Origin of the sequence: Pectinatus haikarae (assembly GCF_050916305.1) — a bacterium.
GTDB lineage: Bacteria > Bacillota > Negativicutes > Selenomonadales > Selenomonadaceae > Pectinatus > Pectinatus haikarae.
On record NZ_CP116940.1, the window covers coordinates 1857064 to 1880826 of the forward strand.

Sequence of the window (23763 nt, forward strand, 5' to 3'; positions counted from 1 at the left end):
AGGGGGAATTAAAATGCTTCAATCCGGTGACAAGGCTCCAGATTTTATTCTTTTAGATAAAAACGGCAGCAAAGTATCACTATCCGATTTTTCCGGCAAAAAAATTGTCCTTTATTTTTACCCGCGGGATAATACGCCGGGCTGCACAAAACAGGCTTGTGCTTTTGCCGGTGCGTATGAGGATTTTAGGAAACAGGACATTGTTGTTATAGGCATCAGCAAAGACAGTACGGCATCGCACCAAAAATTTGCAGAAAAGTATGACCTTCCGTTTATACTTCTTTCTGATCCGGAATTGCAGGCTATTAAAGCCTATGATGTCTGGCAGGAGAAAAAAATGTATGGCAAAGTGAGTATGGGAATTGTCCGTACGAGCTATATAATTGATGAAAACGGTGTCATTGAAAAAGTCATGCCAAAGGTAAAACCCGATACCAATGCGGCAGATATATTGGCTTATCTGCGCGAAGAGTAAGCAGAAAGATGCAAAACGGACATCCCGATCGTTCTTAGAAATTAAAGCAAAAAGGCAGTTGTTACTGTATACTGATCATATAGTAACAGCTGCCTTTTTGCTGTTTTCTTACAAAGCTTACTTGTCAAACATTTTATCTACCAGGCCGCTTACCAGATTCTCATCGGCAACAAAAGGAATTGTTATATGACCTTTACCGGTGTATTTTTTGTTGAATTCTTTTGATGTTTCTATGGCATGAGGATTGCGTGCCCAGCTGCGGCGGGCGACACCACCCATAACATCCCAGAGCATAGCTGACTTTATGATAGTATCAATACGTTCACTGCCGTCAAGCACCAGTCCAAAGCCGCCGTTTATTGCCTTGCCTATTCCTGTACCGCCGCCGTTGTGAAGAGAGATAAGGCTCATGCCACGGGCTGCATTGCCTGCATAACACTGTACCGCCATATCGGCCATAACATTGCTGCCGTCTTTGATATTTGAAGTTTCCCGGAATGGTGAATCTGTACCGCTGACATCATGATGATCGCGTCCCAGCATAATGGGGCCTGTTTCACCCTTACGCACTAACTCATTGAACTTGAGAGCTATTTTTATGCGTCCCTCGGCATCCTGGTAAAGTATGCGTGCCTGAGTACCGACAACCATTTTATTTTTTTCCGCATCACGGATCCAATTATAATTGTCTCTGTCCTGGTATCTTCTGCTTGGATCTATGCAATCCATAGCGGCTTTGTCTGTCTGCATCAGATCTTCATGCCTGCCGCTGAGGCATACCCAGCGGAATGGACCGTAACCGTAGTCAAAAAGATGCGGTCCCATTATGTCTTCGACATAAGAAGGGAGAATAAAACCGTCTTTTTCATCAACGCCGTTTTTCGATAATTCCTTTACACCTGCATCATAGACTGCCTTAAGAAAGGAATTTCCATAATCGAAAAAGTAGGTGCCTTTTTTGACGCACGCCATTATCAGCTCATAATGGCGCCGCAAACTTTTGTTGACAAGCTTCTCAAAGGTTTCACGGTCTTCGGCGAGCATGCGAGTGCGTTCTTCAAAGCTTACTCCCTGAGGACAATAACCGCCGTCATAGGCCACATGGCACGATGTCTGATCACTCATCAGATCGATCTTGATATCGTTTTTAACTACGTATTCCAAAAGATCGACTATATTACCGTTGTAGGCGATAGAAACAGTTGTTTTATCATGTAAATGTTTGTCAGCTGCAGCAAAAACTTTATCGAGATCTTTGTAGCATTCACCGACCCAGCCCTGATCAAGGCGTGTTTTGATGCGGGAGTAATCGACTTCCGCTATTACTCCTACTCCATTTGCTATTTCTACGGCTTTTGGCTGAGCACCGCTCATTCCCCCCAGACCGGAGCTGACGAATATGTGGCCGCTGAGATCGCCATCGTTAGGAATACCTAAATGCATTCGTCCGGCGTTCAAAAGAGTGTTATATGTGCCATGCACTATTCCCTGCGGCCCAATGTACATCCATCCGCCCGCAGTCATTTGACCGTAATTTGCCACACCCATTTCCTCGGCTATTTCCCAATCTTTTTCATTGTCGAACATACCTATCATCAGAGCATTTGTGTTGATTACACGGGGAGCTTCCGGCTTCGAAGGAAAAAGACCGAGCGGCATCCCCGATTCCACCACTAAAGTCTGTTCATCGGTCATTACTTCCAAATATTTTTTGATAAGCCTATAACCCAGCCAATCATGACATACACTGCCTGTCTCACCGTAAGTAACAAGTTCATAAGGATAAAGAGCCACCTCAAAATCAAGATTATTATCTATCATCACTTGAAAAGCTTTTCCTTCCAAACATTTTCCGGCGTATTCATCTATTGGTTTTCCGTATATGCGCCCTTGAGGGCGCCATCTGTATGCATATATGCGCCCGTAAGTCTTTAATTCCTGTAAGAATTCCGGAGCTGCTTTTTCATGCAGTTCTTCGGGCAGATAACGCAAAGCATTTTTTAAGGCTATTTTTGTCTGTTCACTGCTTAAATGAAAACCTCTGCTTGGGGCTCTGCGTATTCCCTGCTCAAATATCGGTTCATCAGGAAAGATATTATCCAGCTTTATTTCGGTCGTTGACTGTATCATTATGCATTGCTCCTTTATGACTATTAGAATATAATTTCACCATTTTTTATCACATGCTCAACTATATTAATTCCTGTCAGATAGACTAAAAATCTATAGTCCGATTTGCTTAAAAGTAAAATATCAGCCTTTTTACCCGGCTCTATACTGCCTGAAGTATCAGCCTCATCCACTGCGGCCGCGGCATTCAGTGTAATCGCTGTCAATGCCTCATTTATTGTCAGATGCATATTAATAACGGCAAGTGCAAGTATAAGCGGCGCGGCGTATGAATAGCAGCTTCCCGGATTGAAATCGCTGGCTAAGGCTACGATGCAGCCGGTGTCTATCATCTGTCTGGCCGGGGCAAATTGCTTGCGCATGCAAAAGGCTGTCATCGGCAGTAATACTGCCGCAGTATTACTGCCAGCTAATTTTTTTATATCTTCATCGGTAACAGCAAGCAGATGATCTGCACTGACCGCCCCTATGTCCGCAGCCAGACCGCCGCCTCCTGTCGACACTATTTCATCGGCATGTATTTTTGCCTTCATGCCCGTTTCCTTTGCAGCCAGCAGCAATTTCTGCGATTCAGCTATACTGAATACACCCTTTTCACAAAAAACGTCGCAGAACTCAGCAAGTTTTTCTTTTTGTATTTCAGGAAAAACCTGTTCTATCGTAAAATCTATAAATTCATTGGATCTGCCGGCAAATTCGGGAGGTACGGCATGTGCTCCTAAAAAAGTCGTTTTCAATGTAATCGGCAGGTCTTTCTGCAGTCTTTTCATTGTCCGCAGCATTTTAAGCTCGGTATTTTTATCCAAGCCGTATCCGCTTTTGCCTTCTATAGTTGTAAAACCTTGTTTGAGCATATTTTCGAGAATTTTTTTACCGGCAGAGTACATATTTTCTTCGCTCATCACACGAGTCTGCCGCATGGTGCTGACTATACCGCCGCCTCTTTTTAAGAGATCCATATAGGGAACACCCTCGAGCCTGGCGATGAACTCGTCGGCACGAGTTCCGCCAAACAAAAAATGTGTATGCGGATCAACAAAGCCGGGAACGGCACATTTTCCGTGAGCGTCTATTTCTTTGACAGCTGTGCCAGACGATAGCTGCGGCAGTACTTCTTCGGCTGTGCCTGCCAGTTTTATTATTCCGTCTTCACAATAAATTGCGCCGTTTTTATAAATCTTTATATCGTTCATTGCTTTCCCACGCAGTGCTGTCTTTCCGAGCGGAGTGGCAATTTCAGCTAAATTTTTTATAAGCAGACGATTCATCAGCTTTACCTCATATTCAGTACATTTATTTATATTTTCCGCAGAATGCCATTGTCTGCATCAAGTTCTACCATATCACCGTCATGGAAATCTTTGTAAAAGTCATCATCCATTTTATTTACCATAGGAGCGTCAAGAATGATAGCGCTCGCAGCTAAGGTCGTATCAGCATTTACCACTATCATGGCAGCAGGATTCATTCCTGTCATTTTCAATTGATACATTCCGTCTGCCTGTACAACTGAACTCCCTTTACCATAGGGAAATACTAAGATTTTTCCGGCAACGGATTTTTGATAAAGGCAGTGCTCTTTTTCTATAATCTTACCGTCTTTTGGTTCAATGAGATAAAAGCACATACCGTCATCGGAAAAAAGTAATTGGCCTGTTACCTTACCACCTGATATTTTGTGGCAGTCGTATTGTTTTTTCATTTTAGTATTCTCCTTTCAAAGCTGCATATATACTTTCTTTAAGAGGGGCTATGATAAACTGCATATCACGCCGTTTCGTATAATAGGCGCATTTGGGAGAATCTGTTATTCCCTTTTTACCATATAAAAATTTCCAGCATGGTTGATCCATACAAGTATCTTCTACTATTTCACCGCCGGCTGTTTTTATTATATCCGCATATCCCATTTTTTGAGACAAACTGCGGGTCAGTGAAGAGGTCATAATAAATAACGGAACAGATAATTTTTTCCCTTTTACCATTTCGGCAACCGTGCATACCTGGTCGATCGTGAAATGCGGGCAGCCATATAGGGCAAAATCTATTTTTCCATTTTTGTCAGATATTTCTTCGCGCATATTTTTCAGATCATTATTGGTGATGGTTACTTCGTACTGTGGCTTTTTGCCTTGAAAGGCATCTTCCATTGTCAGTGCTTCCGGTGTAAAACCAAGAATGTGATAAAGGGCTACATTGCCTCCTGTATTAAGCTGTGCGCCCAGATTCATCAGAGCTTCCTTACTGGGATTTGTCAGCCCTTCAAAAACAGGGATAGAAAAGCCAATTTTTTTTGGAGCGAAATAACCGAGCATCTGATAAGCAAAATCATCTTCCATATCAGCCTCCACATGTACCAATACCTGTCCGGCACGATTTTCTTTCAATAAAAATCCGTAATAAGGTGTTACTCCCGTAACAGCACTGCATAGGGCGCTCTGCGCTGATTCTCTGTTAGAACGGGCACCATAAACGGAGTTTACAAAAGGTGTTGCGCTTGATTCGGAAAATGAAATGATTTCGCCGAAACGCGGTACATTTTTTTCAAGATAAGGCGTACAATCATAAGTCATTATTGCGCCGAGCTTGGTGTAGGCCGCATGTGTACGTTTGACTATTTCTTCGTCTTCCCTGTCAATATCAGTTATTGCTTGAAATTGTTCCAGATTGAAACTGGGATTGACAGTCGGGCGTATACGGCATACTGCCTCACCAGCCGTTAATTTTTCAGCAAACCATAGATCAGCTTCCTGATTGCTGAGCGCAACATGAGTACGTGTCACGGGAACCATCTTGGGAGCATCGTAGGCTTCTCCTATCGCAACCAGTATTTTCATTGCCAGCTGAGTGCCCTGCCCGTAGTTTCCTTCTAACATTTTTTTTTCTTCTTCAGTAAGATACATATATAAACCTCCCCAATTATAGTATTGCTCCGGATAATGAAAATAGTGCAATAAAGTTTTTACTCATTTTCAAGATGCTGCATAGTCATTTTTACCTGTTCAAGTACACGACTTTCTGTTGTATTTACCAAGTGGCCCTGTATGACTGTTGTTCTGCCGTTTACAGCTACACGTTTAATCGCTGTGGGCTGCATGGAGTAAATAAGATTGGGTAGAAATTGCTGCCCTTTTTTTGTCAGGGGCTGCATAGAAAAATCATATACAGATATTCCGACGAAGTCGGCTTTATAACCGTCGGCTATTTTGCCGATGGGAAGGTCAAGCACTGTACCGCCTGTTTCGGTTCCCATTTTGAATGCATCATGGAAATTCACACAAAGAGCGTTACAGGTTTTTGCCTTCTGCAGAAGTGATACCATGCGCATTTCCTCAAATACACTGATGCGACTGTTGCCGCAGGCTCCATCACTGCCCAGTGCTATGGGGACCGAATGCCTGATGTATGCGGGAATATCGGTGATACCGTCTGCGAGGAACATATTGCTTGACGGGCAGTAAATAAGATGAGCACCTTTTCGGCCCATCGTTCTTATTTCATCTTCACTGAGCCATACACCATGTATTATTGACATATGTTTGTCAACTACACCTAAGGAATCAAGATATTTTAACGGTGTCATGCCATGTTCTTTTTTTACTTGATCTACTTCAAAGATTTCTTCCGCTACATGAATATGATAGGGGGTATTATATTCACATGCCAGACGGTAGCCTGCTTTGATCATTTCAGGGGAAGCAGCATGCAGACTGTGCGGTGCGGGCAAAACTTTCACCATTCCACCCGTATGTTTTTTCATCAAAGATGCTGTATTGCTGACTGCTGTTTCGACATTTTCTACATAACCGGAAGGTGCGCCGGTCCAGTCATACATAGTTCTGGCTATGACCAGTCTTATTCCGGCATCGTTTGCTGCCTGAATAACTGCTTCATCGCTTTCACTGCCAAATTGATGAAGATAAAAGAAATCGGCTACAGTGGTCGCACCGCATTTCATCATCTCTGTAAAGGCAAATAGTGCTCCCGTGTAAATATCCTGCAATCGCATACGCGGTGAAAATTTGTAGAGAGAGTTATCACGCCATTCTAAAAAAGGCCGGTCAGCGGCTACTCCGCGGAGTAAGCTCTGAAAGCTGTGATTATGGGCATTAATGCTGCCGGGAACAATGACGAGATCACCCCAGTCTTCTTTTCCGGCGTCAGGATACTCCTTTTCCAGCTGTGCTGCTGCAGCTATCTTTTCAATATCACCGGTGTGCATATTTACTGCAATGGCTTTATTTTCCACAAGACAGCTGTCAATAAAAATTGCTGCTGCTTTTATTATTTTTATTGACATCATACCAGCTCCTTATCCAAAATCAACAATGTATCGAGATAAACTTGTGCCGCTATAGCCACTTCACGCGGAGCGGTATATTCCTGAGGACAATGGCTGTATCCGTTGACACTCTGGGAAAAAAGCATAGCGGTTTTTGTCAGCCTTGCCATATTGGCAGCATCATGTCCGGCCATGCTCACAAGCTTCATCGGCGGCTGCGCTTCTTTTTCGATGGCCTTCATGACAGCCTCCACTGCCGTTTCATCCATGGACATTTCCGGTTGATCAAGATTAAGTCTGCGTATTATTTTTATATCCCGTTTTTTCTCTATTGCTGCTATCCTTTCCTTTAATTTTGCCAGAGCCTTTTTCCTATCTTCAGGAAAGGCCGTACGCAGATCTATGGTAAAAGAAACTTCACCCGGTATGATATTGGAAGCGTTTGGAATAATCTGCATATGACCGACAGTCACAGCAATTGACGTGAAATCTTCCATTATATGTTCAATGGCAAGACAGAGCTCTGAGGCAGCACATAATGCATCCCGCCTGTCCTGAAGCTGTGTGGTGCCTGCATGATTTGCCTCTCCTTTTATTGATATAATTTCTCTGTAGATGCCTGTGATACAACTGACGGCCGCAACAGCCTGCTGTTTGCGGTATAAACGTTGTCCTTGTTCGATATGGAATTCAAGGAAAGCGGTCATAGTACCTTTTTCCAGAACGGCACTGTCTATTTGGCTGCTGTTTCCGCCGAGCCAGTCGATAGCTTCAGTCAAAGGTCTGCCTGTATTTCTGTCGTGCAGAATACTTATATCTTTTTTTGTCAGGCGGCCGCATAAAATTTTGCTGCCGAGGGTAGAAACAGAAAAGCTGTTTGGTTCTTCACCGGTAAAAGAGATAATTTCTAAGGGGTGACGTGTTTTTATTCCACTGTCACTTATTGATTGAATGGCTTCCATTGCCATCAATACACCAAGTGCTCCATCAAATTTTCCTCCATTGGGAACACTGTCGTGATGCGATCCGAAAACAATCGGTTTATTTTTTAGATGTTCGCCGTAACTGCCCCACATATTGGCGACGGCATCAACAGTGACTTTCAGGCCTATGTCTTTTTCCCATATATCTTTGAGCCATCTTCTTGTATCTTTATCAGCCTGGCTGCCAAGCTGTCTGTCTATACCACCGGTTTTTTTATTCAATCCGAACTGAGACATTTCTTCTAATCTGAATAGTAAACGGTCCTTATTTATAGTGATTTTTTTATTGTCACTTATTTCTATCACACAACATCAGCCCCTTGCTAATCTATAAATATTTGTAGAATTAATTCATTTATATAAAAATATAATAAATAAATCATTCAATAAAAAGCAAAAAAAGTGCCTTATTCACGAAGAATAAAGCACCCTTGCTTTTTATTAGTGCTTTAATTATAAAATTCTGATACGTAAATGTCAATAGTAAACTTTATTATTAAGTTCTATATTCTCTATTTTTTCCATTCGTTTCGATATTTCCGGTATCTTTTTAGCAGCATCACGCAGAAGTATGTTAAAAAATATCATGGGTGTACTGTAGATATCAAAAATAGAAGAAACAGTGAGCGGGACACAAACAGCAGAATCACTGCATTCCATTAAAGGTGAAAATTCACTGTCGGTGACACCATAAATATGAAATCCTGATTTTTTTAATTTCTGACATTTTTCGACAAGAGCTCTCGGATACCGCGGCATCATAACGGCCAATATATTTACACTTTCAGGGTCCGTAAGCTCTACCGTGTCCCATTGCGGAGACGATGGCGTGTATTCATGTACAAAATCCCTCATTTTATTGAGAATGTAATGCACATATGGCACGATAGTAAAAGACATCCTGGCTGATAAGATAATCAGCGGCTTAGTTGAGGCAAGCATATCCACCATTTTTTTATAGGACTCAGACTCCATTATACCGCCAAGTTTTTCCATATTTGCCAGTTCGTTATCGAAAATAGAGTGCATGTATTTATCTTTTATGCCGTGCTTTTCTGTGAATTGCAGCCTTTTAGGGGCAGTAAGTTCCTTGCTTACCATATTTTGCAGATTTTGTAAAAAATCATTATATCCTCTGTAGCCAAGAGCCATGAAAAATCTTGATATGCTGCCCTGGCTGACACCTACCTGTTCGGCCAGCTCATTTGTCGTCATGAAAACGATTTGCAGATAGTTATCATTTATGTATACGGCAATTTTTTTATAAGTAGGGGACGTATCAGCAATAAATTTTAACATGTTAGTAAGCTGCTCAAATGTTTCAATATTTTTTCCCATATATTTATCCTCCTTTTATTAATAGTATAATTCATGTATCAGTATTAATACTCAATATATTATACTGCATATACTATACTGCTGCATAATTTATTTTTAAGTCTATTTTGAAAAAATCACCAGTTGATTTTACAAATAACAGCTCTTGAGTGATCTATAATTTTTTTTAATTTGCACGCAGGAAAATTATTTAAATACAGCAATTCTCCTTTATGCAGTGTAAAACTTTTTTGACCGCATAAAATTTCATATGCACCGTCTGCTATATATATGTAACAAGCATTATCAGCTTCTAAACTAAAATGAGGATCAGCAATGGTAAAAAGATCTGCATTTTTATAAGAGTTTTGTTTAAGCATCACGTTAAAATCGGTGCAGCGGCCTTTGCTTATGGTCTTATCGGCTCCGCTGAAAAAGTGGGCAGTAAAAGGTTTTAATTTTATCTCTTTCCGGTTATTGTGTATAAGTGAGATTTCATTATCCAGACTCATCAAAATGCGGTCTATACCAATCAGTTCGGTAAAGGTGGATACATCCGCATCTACTGTTGCCGAGCTTAAGCGCAGCTTGAAGTCTCTGGCTTCGTAATGTGAATTGTTGGGGGAAATGTACAATTGGGTGGTGGATCCGCCGCTCCAAGACGTAGTCTGATGTTCTTTTGCCGAAAAAATTTTTTCAAACATATTTTTTTCACCTCAGATTTCCATATTATACTAAAAACGGCACCTATCATATATGATAAGCGCCGCTGCCTGCTCCAAGTATAGAAGCAAAGAAAAGAAATGTCAAGAATTCGTTTATTATGGCTGTCGTGAAGAAGTTCATTTAAGTGGTTCTGTTATTATGCCGCCGCCTAAAAGAATATTGTCATCATAAAAAACTACTGACTGTCCCGGTGTTACAGCACGCTGCGGTTCTTTAAAAATAACTTTTGCCGTATTATTTTCCAGCGGATAAACTGTCGCCTGGCACACATTCTTTCCATAGCGAATCTGCGCATATGTTTCAAGAGGCCCCTCTATATTATCAAAAGGGATCCAATTCAGGTTTTTGGCCATAAGCCCTGAGGAAAAAACATCTTTGTTGCTTCCGACGACAACTTCATTTTTATCGCTGTTGAGCTGGATTACATACAAAGGTTCAGCTGCGGCGATTCCAAGTCCCTTTCGCTGGCCTACGGTATACAACGATAAGCCGTTGTGACGCCCTAATATATTACCATCAACATCGACTATATTGCCAGCTTTGAAATGCATTTGCGAATGATTTTGAAGATATGCTTTATAATCGTCATTGGGAATAAAACATATTTCCTGGCTTTCCTTTTTATTTGCTACAGGCAGATTATATTTTTTAGCCATTTCCCGAGTCTGCGTTTTAGTGTAGCTGCTCAGAGGGAAGATTATGTGACTGAGAGCTTCCTGACCCAAATGATAGAGCACATACGACTGATCTTTGTGAGTGTCAGCGGCACGTTTGATCAGATAACGTTCTTTTTCGTTTTTTTCTATGGTAACATAATGCCCTGTGGCCATATAATCAGCGCCGAGTTTCATGCATTCGTTCAGAAGTCTGCCGAATTTTATGCAATGATTGCAGCGGACACAGGGGTTGGGGGTATGCGCTGACATATATTCATCTATGAAATAATCAGATACTTCTTTTTTAAATATGTCCTTGAAATCCATAACATAATGCTTAATATTAAGCAGATTGCAGACTATGCGTGCATCCTTTACAGAACTGAGCTGATCGTAGCTGTCTTCTTTGGAAAAACCGCGGCCTTCATCACTTAAAACCATGGTAACGCCAAAAACGTCATAACCCTTGTCCAATAAAATAGCAGCTGTCGTAGAGCTGTCTACACCGCCGCTCATAGCAACGGCAACTTTTTTCTTTTCCACTATTATCTCACCTTGCAATAAATTAATAAGGGATGGAGAACAGGAAATATTCCATGTCCCTCCATCCCGATAACCATGTGCTGAATCAGAAAAGGTTCATGCCTCCACCATACTGTTTAACATAGAGGCTTTCTTGCCATTTTCACATAAATCAGCCAGAGTAATCGAGTCCAAAACCTCGCTGATGCTTTGACACACCCGCTCCCATACTCCGCGGGTTACACATTTATCTGCTTTTTTACAAATCTGGCTGCTGGAATCCGCTTCATTCAGAAGACAATCTACCAAGGCAATAGGTCCTTCCATGATAGTGATAATATCGCCTATAGTGATATCGGCGGGATCCCTTGTCAATACATATCCTCCCTGTGCGCCACGAGTACTCTTGACAAGACCGGCATTTCTGAGCGCGCAGATAAGCTGCTCCAGATAATTATCGGAGATATCCTGCTTTGCAGCGATAGTGCGCAATGATAAAGGTCCTTGGCCATAATTCAATGCCAATTCATACATGGCAGTGACACCATAGCGACCTCTTGTCGACAATTTCATATATATTTCCTCCATTCATATCCTATTGAAGATGAAGATTGCAACTAAAATAGAAATCCTGCTAATATTATAAGTTTACTATATTATAACAGTTAGCGTATTATTTGTGTAAAAAATTTTGATGTTCTTGCAAATATTCTTTTATAATCTTTTCTCTGCCGTTACTGCTTGGTTCATAATATTTTGTGCCGATAAGCCCGGACGGCATATATTGCTGTTTTACAAAATGATCAGCGTAATCATGGGGATATTTATAGCCTGTGCCATGACCAAGCTTTTGTGCACCCTTATAATGAGCGTCCTTCAGGTGTGCCGGTATGTCGCCGCACTGCAGATTTCGAACATCCGCAATAGCTTTGTCTATCGCAAGATATGAAGAATTGCTCTTTGGTGCCGATGCTATATAGGTTACGGCCTGAGCAAGAGGCAGACGGGCTTCCGGCATTCCTACAAACTGCACAGACTGTACAGCTGCCATTGCCAGCACTAAAGCCATCGGATCTGCGTTGCCTACATCCTCAGATGCACATATCGCTATCCTGCGAGCGATAAAATTGGCATTTTCTCCTGATTCAAGCATTTTTGCCAGATAATAAATTGCGGCATCGGGGTCGCTGCCGCGCATACTTTTTATAAAGGCTGACACTGTATCGTAATGATTATCACCGTTTTTGTCATATGATTGGATTTTTTCGCCAGATATTTCCTGCAGAATTTTTTCGGTAATATCAGTTTCGGCAGCGGCGGCCATCAGTGCGGACTGTTCAAGCAGATTAAGTGCCACACGTGCGTCACCGGAGGAAAGCTGTGCTATAGTATGCAACTGGCTGTCCGAACAGGAAATATTCATACTGCCAAGACCGTTTTTGGTATCTGTCAATGCCTGCCTCATTATTTTTAGCATTTGTGAATCGGTCAAGGCATTCAGCCTGATCACGCGTACACGGGACAGCAGTGCATGATTTACTTCAAAATACGGATTTTCTGTAGTGGCACCTATGAGGATAAGGCGGCCATCTTCGACATAGGGCAGAAGAACATCCTGCTGTCCCTTGTTAAAACGGTGTATTTCGTCAATAAAAATTATCGTACGTCTTTGATAAAATTTTCTCTGTTGTTCAGCTTCATCAACAATTTTACGAATGTCTGCGATACCGGAGGAAACAGCGTTCAATTGTTTGAAATCGCTCTTGGTCATTGAGGCTATCATTTGAGATAAAGTAGTTTTTCCTGTACCGGGCGGACCAAACAGAATCAATGAAGGAATACTGTCCTTTTCAATCAATGTACGCAAAAAACGTCCTTTACCGAGAACATGGTCCTGTCCCGCAAACTCATCAAAATTTTGCGGGCGCATCCTCACAGCCAGAGGAACAGCATTCTTCATGCTGTTGTTTGTATTCTGGGCGGCAATAGAAAATAGGTCCATATCTTCCATTGATCAGACCCCCGTGGAACCCATGCCGCCATGACGGACAAGTCCCTTATCATTGCTGTCCCCATCGGTCATAAGATATTTATAGAAAATTCCCTGAGCCAGACGTGTTCCCTTTTTTACAGAAAAATCTGTTGAGGCATGATTAAAAACAGCCAGCATGATATGTCCCTCATTGTTGGCATTATTGTAATAGTCAGCATCAATAATACCCTGTCCGTTAATGAAGGAAAGAGAATTTTTCAAAGCTATGCTTGATCTGATGTGAATACCAAGGTACTCATCATCATTCATATATGCTTTGAGACCTGTGGGAATGAGAGTTACTTTTCCCGCTTTTAAAATCGCATCTTCTGCGCAGGCTATATCATATCCTGCACTTTTATCTGTTTTTCGTTCAGGCAGAATAATATTATTTCCTTCATAAACGCTTACTATTTCAAAACCGCGGTTTTTCATTTTTTCCCCCTGTACATAGGCACTTTCATTTTGTCTGTGCAAAACAAATAGGGTTTTTTATTTGAAGCTGTTATTTACAGCGGTTCGACTGATTTTATAGAATAAATCCAACCGGAATAAAACCCCTTTTTACCAAAAATATCAAATATAAGTAAATTCATATACATTATAATTGATATTACTAATAATAGCAAATATGTATTGTTCATTTAGGATTGCTTTCACCAGAAAATCGCATATAACAGCTTTTGCACCGGTCAGAAAGAGGCGAAATATTGTGCTGCTGGTCAATTTTGCATGATATTCTTTAGTTAGGAGGCAGATCATGTATTTTATATATCTGCATGCTGTACAGCGGTTAAAATAAAACCTGTCCAATATTCAAAATGATGAAGTTTATCGAAAGTATTGATTTTTTTTTCAAAGCGTTGTATAGTAAAAGTAACTTTTAGCACTCACTGCTAATGAGTGCTAACAAAGCAATAAACGATGAAGGGGTTTGAATTATGTCTAAAGAAACGCATGAATTTCAAGCAGAGACTAAACAGCTGCTTGATCTGATGATCCACTCAATTTATACAAATCGGGAAATATTTTTACGCGAACTGACATCCAATGCATCTGATGCCATTGATAAAATTCACTTTGAAAGTCTCACCAATAAAGATTTACTTGAAGGTGATGACAGCTATGAGATTTTCCTGGTACCTGATGAAAAGTCGCATACACTATCTATTGCCGATAACGGTATAGGGATGGACAAGGAGGAACTCATTGAAAACATTGGTACGATAGCCAAGTCTGGCACCAAGGTCTTTCTGCAGAAAATGATGGAAGCGAAGGAAACTAATTCTGCTGTCTCAGGTAAGGAACTTATCGGTCAATTTGGTGTGGGTTTTTATTCTGCGTTTATGGTAGCTGAAAAAATAACTGTGGTTACGCGCAAAGCCGGACAAAAACAAGCTTACAAATGGGAATCTGCCGGTGACGGATCATATACGATCGAAGAGTGTGATAAGGAAAAACGTGGAACAATAATTACACTTACGCTGCTGCCTGAATTTTATGGTGAAAAGGCTGAAGAAAACTTTACTGATACTTATAAAATAGACAGCCTTATCAAAAAATACTCAGACTATGTGCGCTATCCTATAAAAATGAATTTTGTTGTCGAAGAAACACCAAAAGATAAAGACGGTAAGGAAATAGAAGGAGCGGAAAAAGTTAAGCATGATGAAATACGCACCTTAAATTCTATGCAGCCGCTCTGGGCTAAAAATAAGTCAGAAATAAAGAACGAAGAATATAATGAGTTTTATAAAAATCTTTTCCACGATTGGGAAGAACCGATGGAAGTACTGCATAATAAAGCTGAAGGGACTATAGAATATACGTCGCTGCTCTTCTTTCCTTCACATGCACCTTTCAATCTATATCATACTGATTATCAGCCCGGTTTGCAGTTATACTCGCGCCATGTCTTCATTATGGATAACTGCAAGGATCTTTTACCGGAGTATCTGCGCTTTGTCAAAGGGCTTGTTGATTCCCCTGATTTTTCTTTAAATATTTCCCGTGAATTGCTGCAGCAGAGCCGCGAACTGAAAATAATCGGCCGCAATTTAGAAAACAGCATTTTAAAAACATTGGAACGAATGCTTAAAAATAATCGTGAAAAATTTGAAAAATTCTGGGCTGAATATGGCAAATCGCTGAAAATAGGCGTATATGGAAGCATGTACAGCGGCAATGATACCATAAGCAAACTCAAAGATCTATTGCTTTTTGCGACTTCTAATGGGGATAAAGGATTAAGTTCTCTTAAAGAATATATTGATCGCATGCCGGAAAGCCAGAAAAAGATTTATTATGCTGCAGGTAAGGATCGTAAGGCTATAGACAGTCTGCCGCAAATGGAACTTTTGCGTGAAAAAAATATAGAAGTTCTCTATTTGCTTGACAATGTTGATGAATTTGCCATTGAAGCACTGCGTGAATATGATGGTAAACAATTCCACTCAATAAGCCGCGGTGATCTGGACCTGGATGATGTAGAATCTCAGCAAACAAAGAAGGAAACGGAAGATATCACCAAGAAAAATGAAGATCTTATCAAAGATATCAAGGAAAGTCTCGGTGAAAAAATTGCTGATGTCAAAATAAGCAACAGATTAAAATCAAGTGCCGTATGTCTTGTTGCAGATGAACAGGGACCAAGCTTCACGATGGAACAGGCATTCGCTGACGCCAGTAATCCGATGTTTAAGGCAAAACGTATTTTGGAAATAAATCCGCATCATGAACTTTTTGAACGTTTGCAGGCAGTGCATAATCTTGGCAAGGAAAACGATGAATTCAAAAATTATTGTGAGTTATTATATACACAGGCACTTCTAATAGAAGGCATATTGCCTGAAAATCCTGCTGACATTGCTAATAAAATTGCTGCCTTAATGGCAAAATAAGAAAATATAATAAAAACGCTTCTGCTTCCCGAATTTATCGGACAGAAGCGTTTTGCTTTTATATATAAAAATCTTTATGACATGTTGGAAATTCCGTTTTTCCATAACTAATAATGGTAATATATAATTTCAGCAGCCAGTATAACATGATCACTGTGATGAAATACATAACTAAAATATTTAATAAGACCATGATACAATTATATTAGACAGATTGGATGCTGTCTTTTCGCTTCAATCAAGTGAAAAAGATAATGCTGTATTTTGGGAGTAAGGAGGAACTGCAAAGTGAGAAGGATAGATAGAGAAATTACTGATTTGAACGATATTATAAGAATAATGAAAGATTGTAAAGTATGTCACGTAGCATTTCACGATGAAGAATATCCTTATGTGGTTCCTATGACCTTTGGCTTGGAAGTCAAGGCTGATGAGATAAATATATATTTCCATGGTGCCAAAGTAGGCAAGAAACATGATCTCATCAGGAGAAATAACAAGGTCAGCTTTGTTATGGAAAATATTTGCAGCATTGTTACTGGTCCGCAGGTCGGTGAATGTGAATGTACGATGGAGTTTGAATCTGTTATGGGAACAGGGATAATCGAGTATGTTCCAGAAGAAAGAAAAACTATGGCATTGCAGACGATGCTGACCCAATACGGAGTGAAGGAAGGCAAAGCCGACTATCATTTCCATTGCGAAGTAGTTCCAAAGATTCATCTGCTGTGTCTGCGGATTAACTCACTGTCAGCGAAAAGGCGTGATGTGGCTGAGCAAAAATATATTCCCCCAAAATGAGTATTAGTATATTTTTCTATAAGTTTTGTTGTTTAAACATCATTGCGATATACGGTGAAAGAATGAGCTAGTGCTTTATAAACGAAATTAGGCTGCTAAGGGAGAAAAAACTATGAAACAAGACAGCTGCGTCGATATCATCAATGACCAGACAAGGCGGGCTTTGTGGGAAGTACAGAATGTGATTGAGTGTATTCCGGATGCTTTGTGGAATAAAAAGTATTGCCATATGCCAATGTGGAAGCATGTTTATCACATGATTCATTCGCTGGATTCTTGGTTTATCAATCCATATGATGAAAATTTTACGGAACCTCTGTTTCATGTTCCAGATTTAAATAATCTTGATGTAGCATCAAAAAAAATTTTGACCAGAAATGAGCTGGCAAATTATTACATCGTTATTAAAAAAAGATAACAGATTATCTGCAGCAGTTGCACGATGACGATCTGCTGAAAAAACCTGCTGGATGTGAATATACAAGATTTACACTTATTCTTGCTCAGCATAGGCATCTGCACAGCCATATGGGAATAATCATGGGATTTATTATTGATGATGCAGGTCTGTGGCCAAAAATTATTGGACTAGAACATGATATTCCTTTAGATGAAAAACACTGTAAATATTTTTAAATAAATATAATAATAGCCAAATAGTAAGGGTTCCTAAATCAATTTTTGCATTCAGTGTATATTTATACATATTCTATTGTTAGTCCCACACCGACTTCTTGTATACGAAAATTTCGGGATAATTCAATTTTTGATTGCAAATCTGTGCAATGGCAAGGCGATATATGCTGTATTTTATTTTGCTTCATATACAGACATGTTTTTTGAAGTAATTCTTCACTTGGACCAAGCAAGTGAAATCCGCCAATAATGTCAATAATTCTGGTATCATGGCAAATACTTTTTGCTTTTTCCACAATATTGCAAATACCTGAATGCGCGCACCCTGCAATAATGACTAAGCCCTTGGATGCTTTATATACCAGAGCAGAATCATCCAACAGAAAGTCATCAAAATCGCGATCTTTATTTCTGAATTTTCCAATTGGCTTTTTGTTTTCAAAATCGTTTTTTCTTTCTATTTCTCCAAGAAAAACTAAATTATTCGTAAGCCAAATTTCTGATTTGCTCAATACTAATCTGAAATATCGTTTCAAAATATCTTCTTTTATCAGTGAGCCTATTTCATTTTTGTCTTCGTATTTATCACAGAAAGCCAATGGGTGAGCGATAAGTTCAGGTTTATTGTATTTACCATGTTCTGTATAGGCATCTGCACAGTGTCGTATTAAATAAGGCAGACCACCGGTATGATCATTGTGCCCATGTGAGATAACGATTGTGCTGATATCATTTAAAGCAATATGCATTTTTTGAGCATTTTTTAAAAAAATATCAGTGTATCCGACGTCAAATAATAATTTCATATTTTCATCTTCAATATAATAAGAGACTGCCGGTTCGCCTAAAAAATAATGATCAATAAGCGTGTTGTTGTCAACGAGTACTGTTAATTTCATATTTTCACCTTTCTGATTTTGATGGCAGAGTGAGAAATTTTCAGGAAAAGTGCGGGCAGATACAAAAATATCGGGCAGATTTGATCAATTTAGAATTCATAGGGCTTCCAATGTAAAAGTTATGTTTTTATCTTTACGGCTATTCTAGTGACATAGTTGTCGGCAGTATTCATACTGATTTCATCAAGCAAAGATTCCTCATATGAAAATGCGTCGATTTTATAATGCTGGGTTTCCAAAAATTTTAAAATTTTTGCATATGCTCCATTGTAATTATTGGAATAAGAACCATGAAAATAACCAACAGCATATAATCCTGCCGGCTGAGTGAAGCGCTGTGCGCAGGCAGGAGCCGCTCCTTTAATGGAAAGGGAAGTTTTAGTAAAGCAATAGCTGTAATTTTGAAAATCTCCGGATAAAATATCTTCCTTGGCGACCATAGCGCCAAGCTGATATCCTACATTAAGGTTATGTTGAAGACAGTAGTTTATATGCTGCTGCACTATGCGATGCTGGGCGGCTTCATCATGTTCATCATGGAAATTTTCACTTAGCAATAATTTTGAAGACGGAAGATGCTGCAGTCTGACATTGTTCATTATAAGCTGCTCCGATTCTTTGAGAAGCTGCAGCTTATTCTTTATCAAGAGGTTAAGTCTTTGTTTATGCTGAATTTCTTTTTGCAGGTATTTTCTTTGCAGCTTCAGGAGATCACGCAGATTTTCCGGGGTGCGATTATCTATATAGTCCTTAATTTCTTTTATAGACAGCCCTATTTCCCGTAAAGCCCGAATGACATAGAATATATATAATTGTCCATAGGAGTAAAAATGGTACCCATTTTTGCCAATAATATCTGGTCGAAAAATGCCCTCTTCTGCATAATAGAAGAGGGTCTTTTTATTTATATTGCAAATTTTAGCAAACTCGCCGGTAGATAAATATGCTTTTTGCAAAATTTTTCAGCTCCTTGTTGACTGTCCTGTTAGTGGATAGTTTATCATGAAATCTGGTTGAAAAAAAGAGATATTTCAAAGGAGAATAGAATTTGTTACTTGGAAAAATCATAAAAAATCATCGTATCTTAATTGCCTCAATATTAATTTTGGGGTTATCGGGTGTAATATTTTTTTATTATAGCAATGATAATACAATACATGCAGATGAAAAAAAAGTAAAAGTAAAAATTATGCATCCATTGCAGCAAGATATATCGCTTTCTTATAAATATGTCGGCACGGTCAAAGCAGAAGATGAGATAAAGATTCAGTCGAATATATCAGGTAAGATTAAGGAAAAGTATGTTAAAGGCGGACAATATGTTAGACAAGGCCAGGCACTTTATGAAATAGATTCCCGACAATATGAATCGGCGCTTCTTTCAGCCAGAGCTGCTTTGGAACAATCTAAGGCAATTCTTCATAATGCGGAAATAGATTTAGCGCGGGATGAAAAATTATTGGCTTCAAGTGCTGTATCTGAGCAAAAGGTGACAACGCAGCAGTCACAGGTTCGTCAAAATAATGCCGTTGTTGCAGCAAATGAAGCGCTCGTAAAAAAAGCGCAGGAAGATCTTGATGACACAGTGGTTTATGCTCCGATATCGGGGAGACTGGATCTTAAAGATGTTCCGGCGGGGACATATGCGGCAGCTGGTTCAACGACGCTTGCTACGGTAGGGACGAGCGATCCGACTAATGTGCAGTTTAATATCAGTGAAAATGAATATCTTAAAACAATTTCAGAATGGAATGATGAAGGCGAAAATAAAACGGTAAATCTTATATTGAGCAATGGAAAAGAATATCCATTGCCAGGCAGTATCTTTGCCGTTGATCGTTCACTTACAGAAAATACAGGATCTCTTACGGTTAAGGCACTCTTTCCGAATCCTGATAATGATTTACTGCCTGGGATGTTTGCACGTGTCCGGATAAGTGGCCCTGTTATACCAAATGCAATTTTGGTACCGCAGCGTGCTGTGCAGCAGCTTCTTGATAAAGCATTTGTCAATATTGTCAATAACAATGGTGAAGCGGAGGCACGGGAAGTGAAACTTGGTGATAAAGTCGGCAGTTACTATATTATTGAAGAGGGAATAAAAGCTGAAGATCAAATTATTGTCGAAGGTCTTGTAAAAATAGAGGACGGTACGAACGTTGAGGCAAGTGCGGTCATCCCGGAAGAAATGGGTTTTTCACTTACAGAAGATACAGAGACAAATATGGATTCATAAAGGGGAGATTAGCTTGTCACGATTTTTTATCAAGCGTCCTGTTTTTGCAATTGTTATAGCATTGATTATGGTTATTCTTGGAGGAATTGCAGCTATACAATTGCCTGTGGCTCAATATCCGGAAATTTCACCGCCTACGGTTACAGTGTCAACAAATTATACAGGTGCGGATGCTTCTGTCGTTAATGAAACAGTGGCACAGACAATTGAGTCTGAAATCAATGGTGTCCAGGGGATGGACTATATGAGTTCAAATTCTGACGCTTCCGGAGCATATAGTCTTGAGGTAGTGTTTAAATTGGGCACGGACGGTGATATGGATGCTGTTAAAACCCAAAATAATGTGGCGGCTGCTGATGCAAGTTTACCAGGCGATGTACAATCTGTCGGTGTGACTACTCGAAAATCATCATCCGATATGGCATTAATGATATCGCTTTATTCACCGAAAGGCACATATGACAGTGTTTTTTTAAAGAATTATGCAGATTTATATCTTTTGGATAAAATCAAACGAGTCACGGGTGTAGGAAATGTCGCATCCTATGGTGCAGATTATGCCATGCGCGTCTGGCTTAATCCCGATAAGCTTGCAATGTACGGTTTGACTGTGGCTGATGTTACGTCGGCTATTAAAGAACAAAACATTCAAGCTCCGGCGGGTGCAATCGGTCAGATGCCGGCATCAAGGCATCAAGAAAAACAATATATCGGAAAAATAAAAGGACGTTTGAAGACGATAAAAGATTTTGAAAATGTAGTAGTGGAAGCACAGGGCGATGGATCTTTTGTTAGGCTCAAAGATGTGGCACGAATTGTGACCGGGGCCAAAGAAAATACATTTAGTGCTTATCAAAATGGGAAAGAAGCTTTCAGCTTTGGGGTTTCACTGACAAACGATGCCAATGCCATGCAGACGGTAAAGGCAGTACAGGATATTATGACAGAGGGAAAAAAACATTTTCCCCCAGGTATGGAATATAAAGAAGTCGTTGATAGTACGCGATATATTCATGCCTCTATTGAAGAGGTACTGCACACGTTTGCCGAAGCATTGGTTCTTGTCATTATTATTGTCTATCTTTTTTTACAGAGTTGGCGGGCTACACTTATCCCTGTCCTTGCAATACCAGTATCCTTAATTGCAACTCTCGCGGCATTTGTCATACTGGATTTTTCTATCAATACACTGACCTTATTTGCTATGGTACTGGCTATTGGGCTGGTTGTTGACGATGCCATAGTCGTGATAGAGAATGTCGAGCATCATATGCAGGAAGATAGGATAGGAGTGAGAGAAGCCACAGAGCGGGCTATGGATGAGGTGCAAGGCCCGGTGGTAGCGATCGCCTTTGTTCTTGCAGCTGTTTTTATTCCGGCTGCGTTCCTTGGTGGGATGATGGGAGTTTTATATAAACAATTTGCGCTGACGATTGCTATATCAATGGCTTTATCGGCGTTTGTGGCATTAACATTAACCCCTTCTTTGTGTGTCCTTCTGTTAAAAACTAGGATACAAGCAGGACAAACCAATAGGCTGGCGCGGTTTTTTGCCAAATTCAACAATGGATTCGATGCGTTGAAGCACAGTTATTTGAAACAGGTCATATGGATGATCAGCAAAACAAAATATTGTATATTGTTTCTGATTTTATTGATTATAGGGATAGGAGCTCTTTATAAAATTGTGCCGTCTACTTTCGTGCCGGATGAGGATCAGGGATATTTTATGACGGCAGTTAATTTGCCGGAGGGTACTTCGATGAATCTTACGTCAGAAACTATGCATAAGCTGGCAGATGAGATTATGGACTCTTCCGGAGTTACAGATGTCATGGAAATAATAGGTTTTGATGCATTATCCAATGGCCAAAAAGCCAATGCGGGGACGATGTTTATTTCGTTAGCACCATGGGCGGACCGAAAAGATGTGAAGCTGAAGGTGGATGCACAGGTCGCAAAAGTCAATGAAGAAGGCGCAGAAAATATTCCTGAAGCGATGGTGGTTGCTATGAATCCGCCATCTTTACCGGGACTTGGTATGATAAGCGGGTTTTCTTTGCAGCTGCAGGATATGTCAGGGCATACGGATAAAGAGCTTGACAGCATTACAAAGCAAATTATCAAGACAGCCAATCAACGACCGGAACTTCGTGAAGTTTCAACAACTTTCAGTATCAATTCACCAAATGCAGAATTTGTTATCGATCGTGATAAAGTCAAAGATCTTGGTATCAATTTGGCTGATGTATTTACAGCGGTACAGGCTAATTTTGGCGGTGTGCAGATCAATGATTTCAATCAATTTGGACATACTTATAAAGTGGTATTGCAGGCGGATAAGAATTATCGCAGCGAACTTGAAGCAGCTAAATTTATTTTTGTAAAAAATGCCGAGGGCACCATGGTACCTCTTGATACACTGCTAGAAACAAAAATCAACACAGGGGCTTCGATTATTTCGCGCTTCAACGGAGCCCGCAGTATTAATATACAGGGTTATCCAAATGATGGTTATTCGTCAGGACAGGCACTGAAAGCCATGGAAGATGTCGTACAGCAAATAGCGCCGGTCGGATTCAATATAGAATGGTCTGGTCAAAGCAGGCAGGAGAAAGCATCCGGTGACGCTGCTTTTAAAATATTGGCACTGGCATTTGTATTTGTCTTCTTGTGTCTTGCGGCACTTTATGAATCGTGGAGCATACCTTATGCGGTGCTTTTGACAGTACCAACGGGGATTTTTGGAGCATTGTTTTCGGAACTTGTGATGGCGCAGCCAAATAGTATTTATATGCAGATAGGGGTTATCATGATTATTGGTCTTGCAGCAAAAAATGCTATTTTGATTGTTGAATTTGCCAAAGTACGCGTTGACAAAGGAATAGATCCTGTCCGTGCTGCGGTCACAGCTGCTGGACTTCGCTTGCGGCCGATACTGATGACTTCATTTGCATTTATTTTTGGCTGTATGCCGTTGGCCTTGGCAGAAGGAGCTGGAGCAGGAGCGCGAAACGGAATGGGAATTGCCGTTGTTGGCGGGATGATTTTCGCAACGGCGATCGGCATTTTTTTGATTCCCGTATTGTTTATTACAGTTGAAACTATTGTTGCCAAATGGAATGTTTTTCGCCGTAATATATCGTAATATATACTGAAAAGAAAAAA

20 protein-coding genes are annotated in these 23763 nt (G+C 40.2%); 6 read left to right on the forward strand and 14 right to left on the reverse strand.

The genetic code is table 11. From position 1 onward, the window contains the following. Positions 1-13: 13 nt before the first annotated feature. Positions 14-475: a thioredoxin-dependent thiol peroxidase gene (bcp, locus tag NXG61_RS09170; RefSeq protein WP_307222214.1), complete on the forward strand. Its 462-nt coding sequence runs from the start codon at positions 14-16 to the stop codon at positions 473-475. A gap of 117 nt (positions 476-592) precedes the next feature. On the opposite strand, the gene NXG61_RS09175 is transcribed toward bcp, so the two are convergent. The 12 genes from NXG61_RS09175 to NXG61_RS09230 form a co-directional block, all read right to left on the reverse strand. Beyond that, positions 593-2605, reverse strand: coding sequence for a urocanate hydratase (locus NXG61_RS09175; RefSeq protein WP_307222212.1), 2013 nt, complete (start codon positions 2603-2605; stop codon positions 593-595). Positions 2606-2628: 23 nt separating this feature from the next. Next, positions 2629-3873, reverse strand: a complete 1245-nt coding sequence (gene hutI, locus NXG61_RS09180) for an imidazolonepropionase (RefSeq protein WP_196605902.1) — start codon at positions 3871-3873, stop codon at positions 2629-2631. Between the two features lie 29 nt (positions 3874-3902). After that, complete coding sequence (locus NXG61_RS09185; RefSeq protein ID WP_196605903.1) at positions 3903-4307, reverse strand: aconitase X swivel domain-containing protein; 405 nt, start codon at positions 4305-4307, stop codon at positions 3903-3905. A gap of 1 nt (position 4308) precedes the next feature. Continuing rightward, on the reverse strand, positions 4309-5508 hold the full coding sequence (locus NXG61_RS09190; protein ID WP_307222209.1) for an aconitase X catalytic domain-containing protein: 1200 nt from the start codon (positions 5506-5508) through the stop codon (positions 4309-4311). 59 nt (positions 5509-5567) lie between these two features. Next, positions 5568-6908: an amidohydrolase family protein gene (locus NXG61_RS09195; RefSeq protein WP_307222206.1), complete on the reverse strand. Its 1341-nt coding sequence runs from the start codon at positions 6906-6908 to the stop codon at positions 5568-5570. Further along, positions 6905-8176 carry a Zn-dependent hydrolase gene (locus NXG61_RS09200; RefSeq protein WP_307222204.1) on the reverse strand — a complete coding sequence of 424 codons (1272 nt, stop codon included), beginning with the start codon at positions 8174-8176 and terminating at the stop codon, positions 6905-6907. The genes NXG61_RS09195 and NXG61_RS09200 overlap by 4 nt, the downstream gene beginning before the upstream one ends. A gap of 171 nt (positions 8177-8347) precedes the next feature. Further along, positions 8348-9208: a MurR/RpiR family transcriptional regulator gene (locus tag NXG61_RS09205; RefSeq protein ID WP_196605907.1), complete on the reverse strand. Its 861-nt coding sequence runs from the start codon at positions 9206-9208 to the stop codon at positions 8348-8350. Between the two features lie 116 nt (positions 9209-9324). Continuing rightward, positions 9325-9891, reverse strand: a complete 567-nt coding sequence (locus tag NXG61_RS09210; RefSeq protein WP_196605908.1) for a HutD/Ves family protein — start codon at positions 9889-9891, stop codon at positions 9325-9327. A gap of 138 nt (positions 9892-10029) precedes the next feature. Beyond that, positions 10030-11112, reverse strand: coding sequence for a tRNA 2-thiouridine(34) synthase MnmA (mnmA, locus tag NXG61_RS09215; RefSeq protein WP_307222201.1), 1083 nt, complete (start codon positions 11110-11112; stop codon positions 10030-10032). Positions 11113-11208: 96 nt separating this feature from the next. Continuing rightward, positions 11209-11664, reverse strand: coding sequence for an RrF2 family transcriptional regulator (locus NXG61_RS09220; RefSeq protein WP_196605910.1), 456 nt, complete (start codon positions 11662-11664; stop codon positions 11209-11211). A gap of 100 nt (positions 11665-11764) precedes the next feature. Continuing rightward, the gene (locus tag NXG61_RS09225) at positions 11765-13093 is read right to left on the reverse strand and encodes a replication-associated recombination protein A (RefSeq protein WP_196605985.1); all 1329 of its coding nucleotides are present in this window, start codon (positions 13091-13093) and stop codon (positions 11765-11767) included. A gap of 12 nt (positions 13094-13105) precedes the next feature. Beyond that, the gene (locus tag NXG61_RS09230; protein WP_196605911.1) at positions 13106-13558 is read right to left on the reverse strand and encodes a dUTP diphosphatase; all 453 of its coding nucleotides are present in this window, start codon (positions 13556-13558) and stop codon (positions 13106-13108) included. A 506-nt stretch (positions 13559-14064) separates the two neighbouring features. Between NXG61_RS09230 and htpG the strand changes: the two genes are divergently transcribed. The 3 genes from htpG to NXG61_RS09245 all read left to right on the forward strand — a co-directional run bounded on the left by htpG (position 14065) and on the right by NXG61_RS09245 (position 17242). Further along, positions 14065-16023, forward strand: a complete 1959-nt coding sequence (gene htpG / locus NXG61_RS09235) for a molecular chaperone HtpG (RefSeq protein WP_196605912.1) — start codon at positions 14065-14067, stop codon at positions 16021-16023. A 288-nt stretch (positions 16024-16311) separates the two neighbouring features. After that, positions 16312-16824 (forward strand): pyridoxamine 5'-phosphate oxidase family protein, encoded by a 513-nt coding sequence (locus tag NXG61_RS09240; protein WP_307222197.1) that lies wholly within the window; start codon positions 16312-16314, stop codon positions 16822-16824. Positions 16825-16936: 112 nt separating this feature from the next. Then, positions 16937-17242 (forward strand): hypothetical protein, encoded by a 306-nt coding sequence (locus tag NXG61_RS09245; RefSeq protein WP_196605915.1) that lies wholly within the window; start codon positions 16937-16939, stop codon positions 17240-17242. 280 nt (positions 17243-17522) lie between these two features. Here the strand turns inward: NXG61_RS09245 and NXG61_RS09250 are convergent, their stop codons facing one another. Together NXG61_RS09250 and NXG61_RS09255 are read right to left on the reverse strand one after the other, a co-directional pair. Further along, a complete protein-coding gene (locus tag NXG61_RS09250) occupies positions 17523-18359 on the reverse strand; it encodes an MBL fold metallo-hydrolase (protein WP_196605916.1) in 837 nt (278 codons plus the stop codon). Positions 18360-18478: 119 nt separating this feature from the next. After that, positions 18479-19315 carry a MerR family transcriptional regulator gene (locus tag NXG61_RS09255; RefSeq protein ID WP_307222192.1) on the reverse strand — a complete coding sequence of 279 codons (837 nt, stop codon included), beginning with the start codon at positions 19313-19315 and terminating at the stop codon, positions 18479-18481. Positions 19316-19407: 92 nt separating this feature from the next. On the opposite strand from NXG61_RS09255, the gene NXG61_RS09260 reads away from it, so the two are divergent. After that, a complete protein-coding gene (locus NXG61_RS09260) occupies positions 19408-20595 on the forward strand; it encodes an efflux RND transporter periplasmic adaptor subunit (protein WP_307222189.1) in 1188 nt (395 codons plus the stop codon). A gap of 13 nt (positions 20596-20608) precedes the next feature. Beyond that, a complete protein-coding gene (locus tag NXG61_RS09265; RefSeq protein WP_307222187.1) occupies positions 20609-23743 on the forward strand; it encodes an efflux RND transporter permease subunit in 3135 nt (1044 codons plus the stop codon). The last annotated feature ends 20 nt before the right edge of the window (positions 23744-23763 follow it).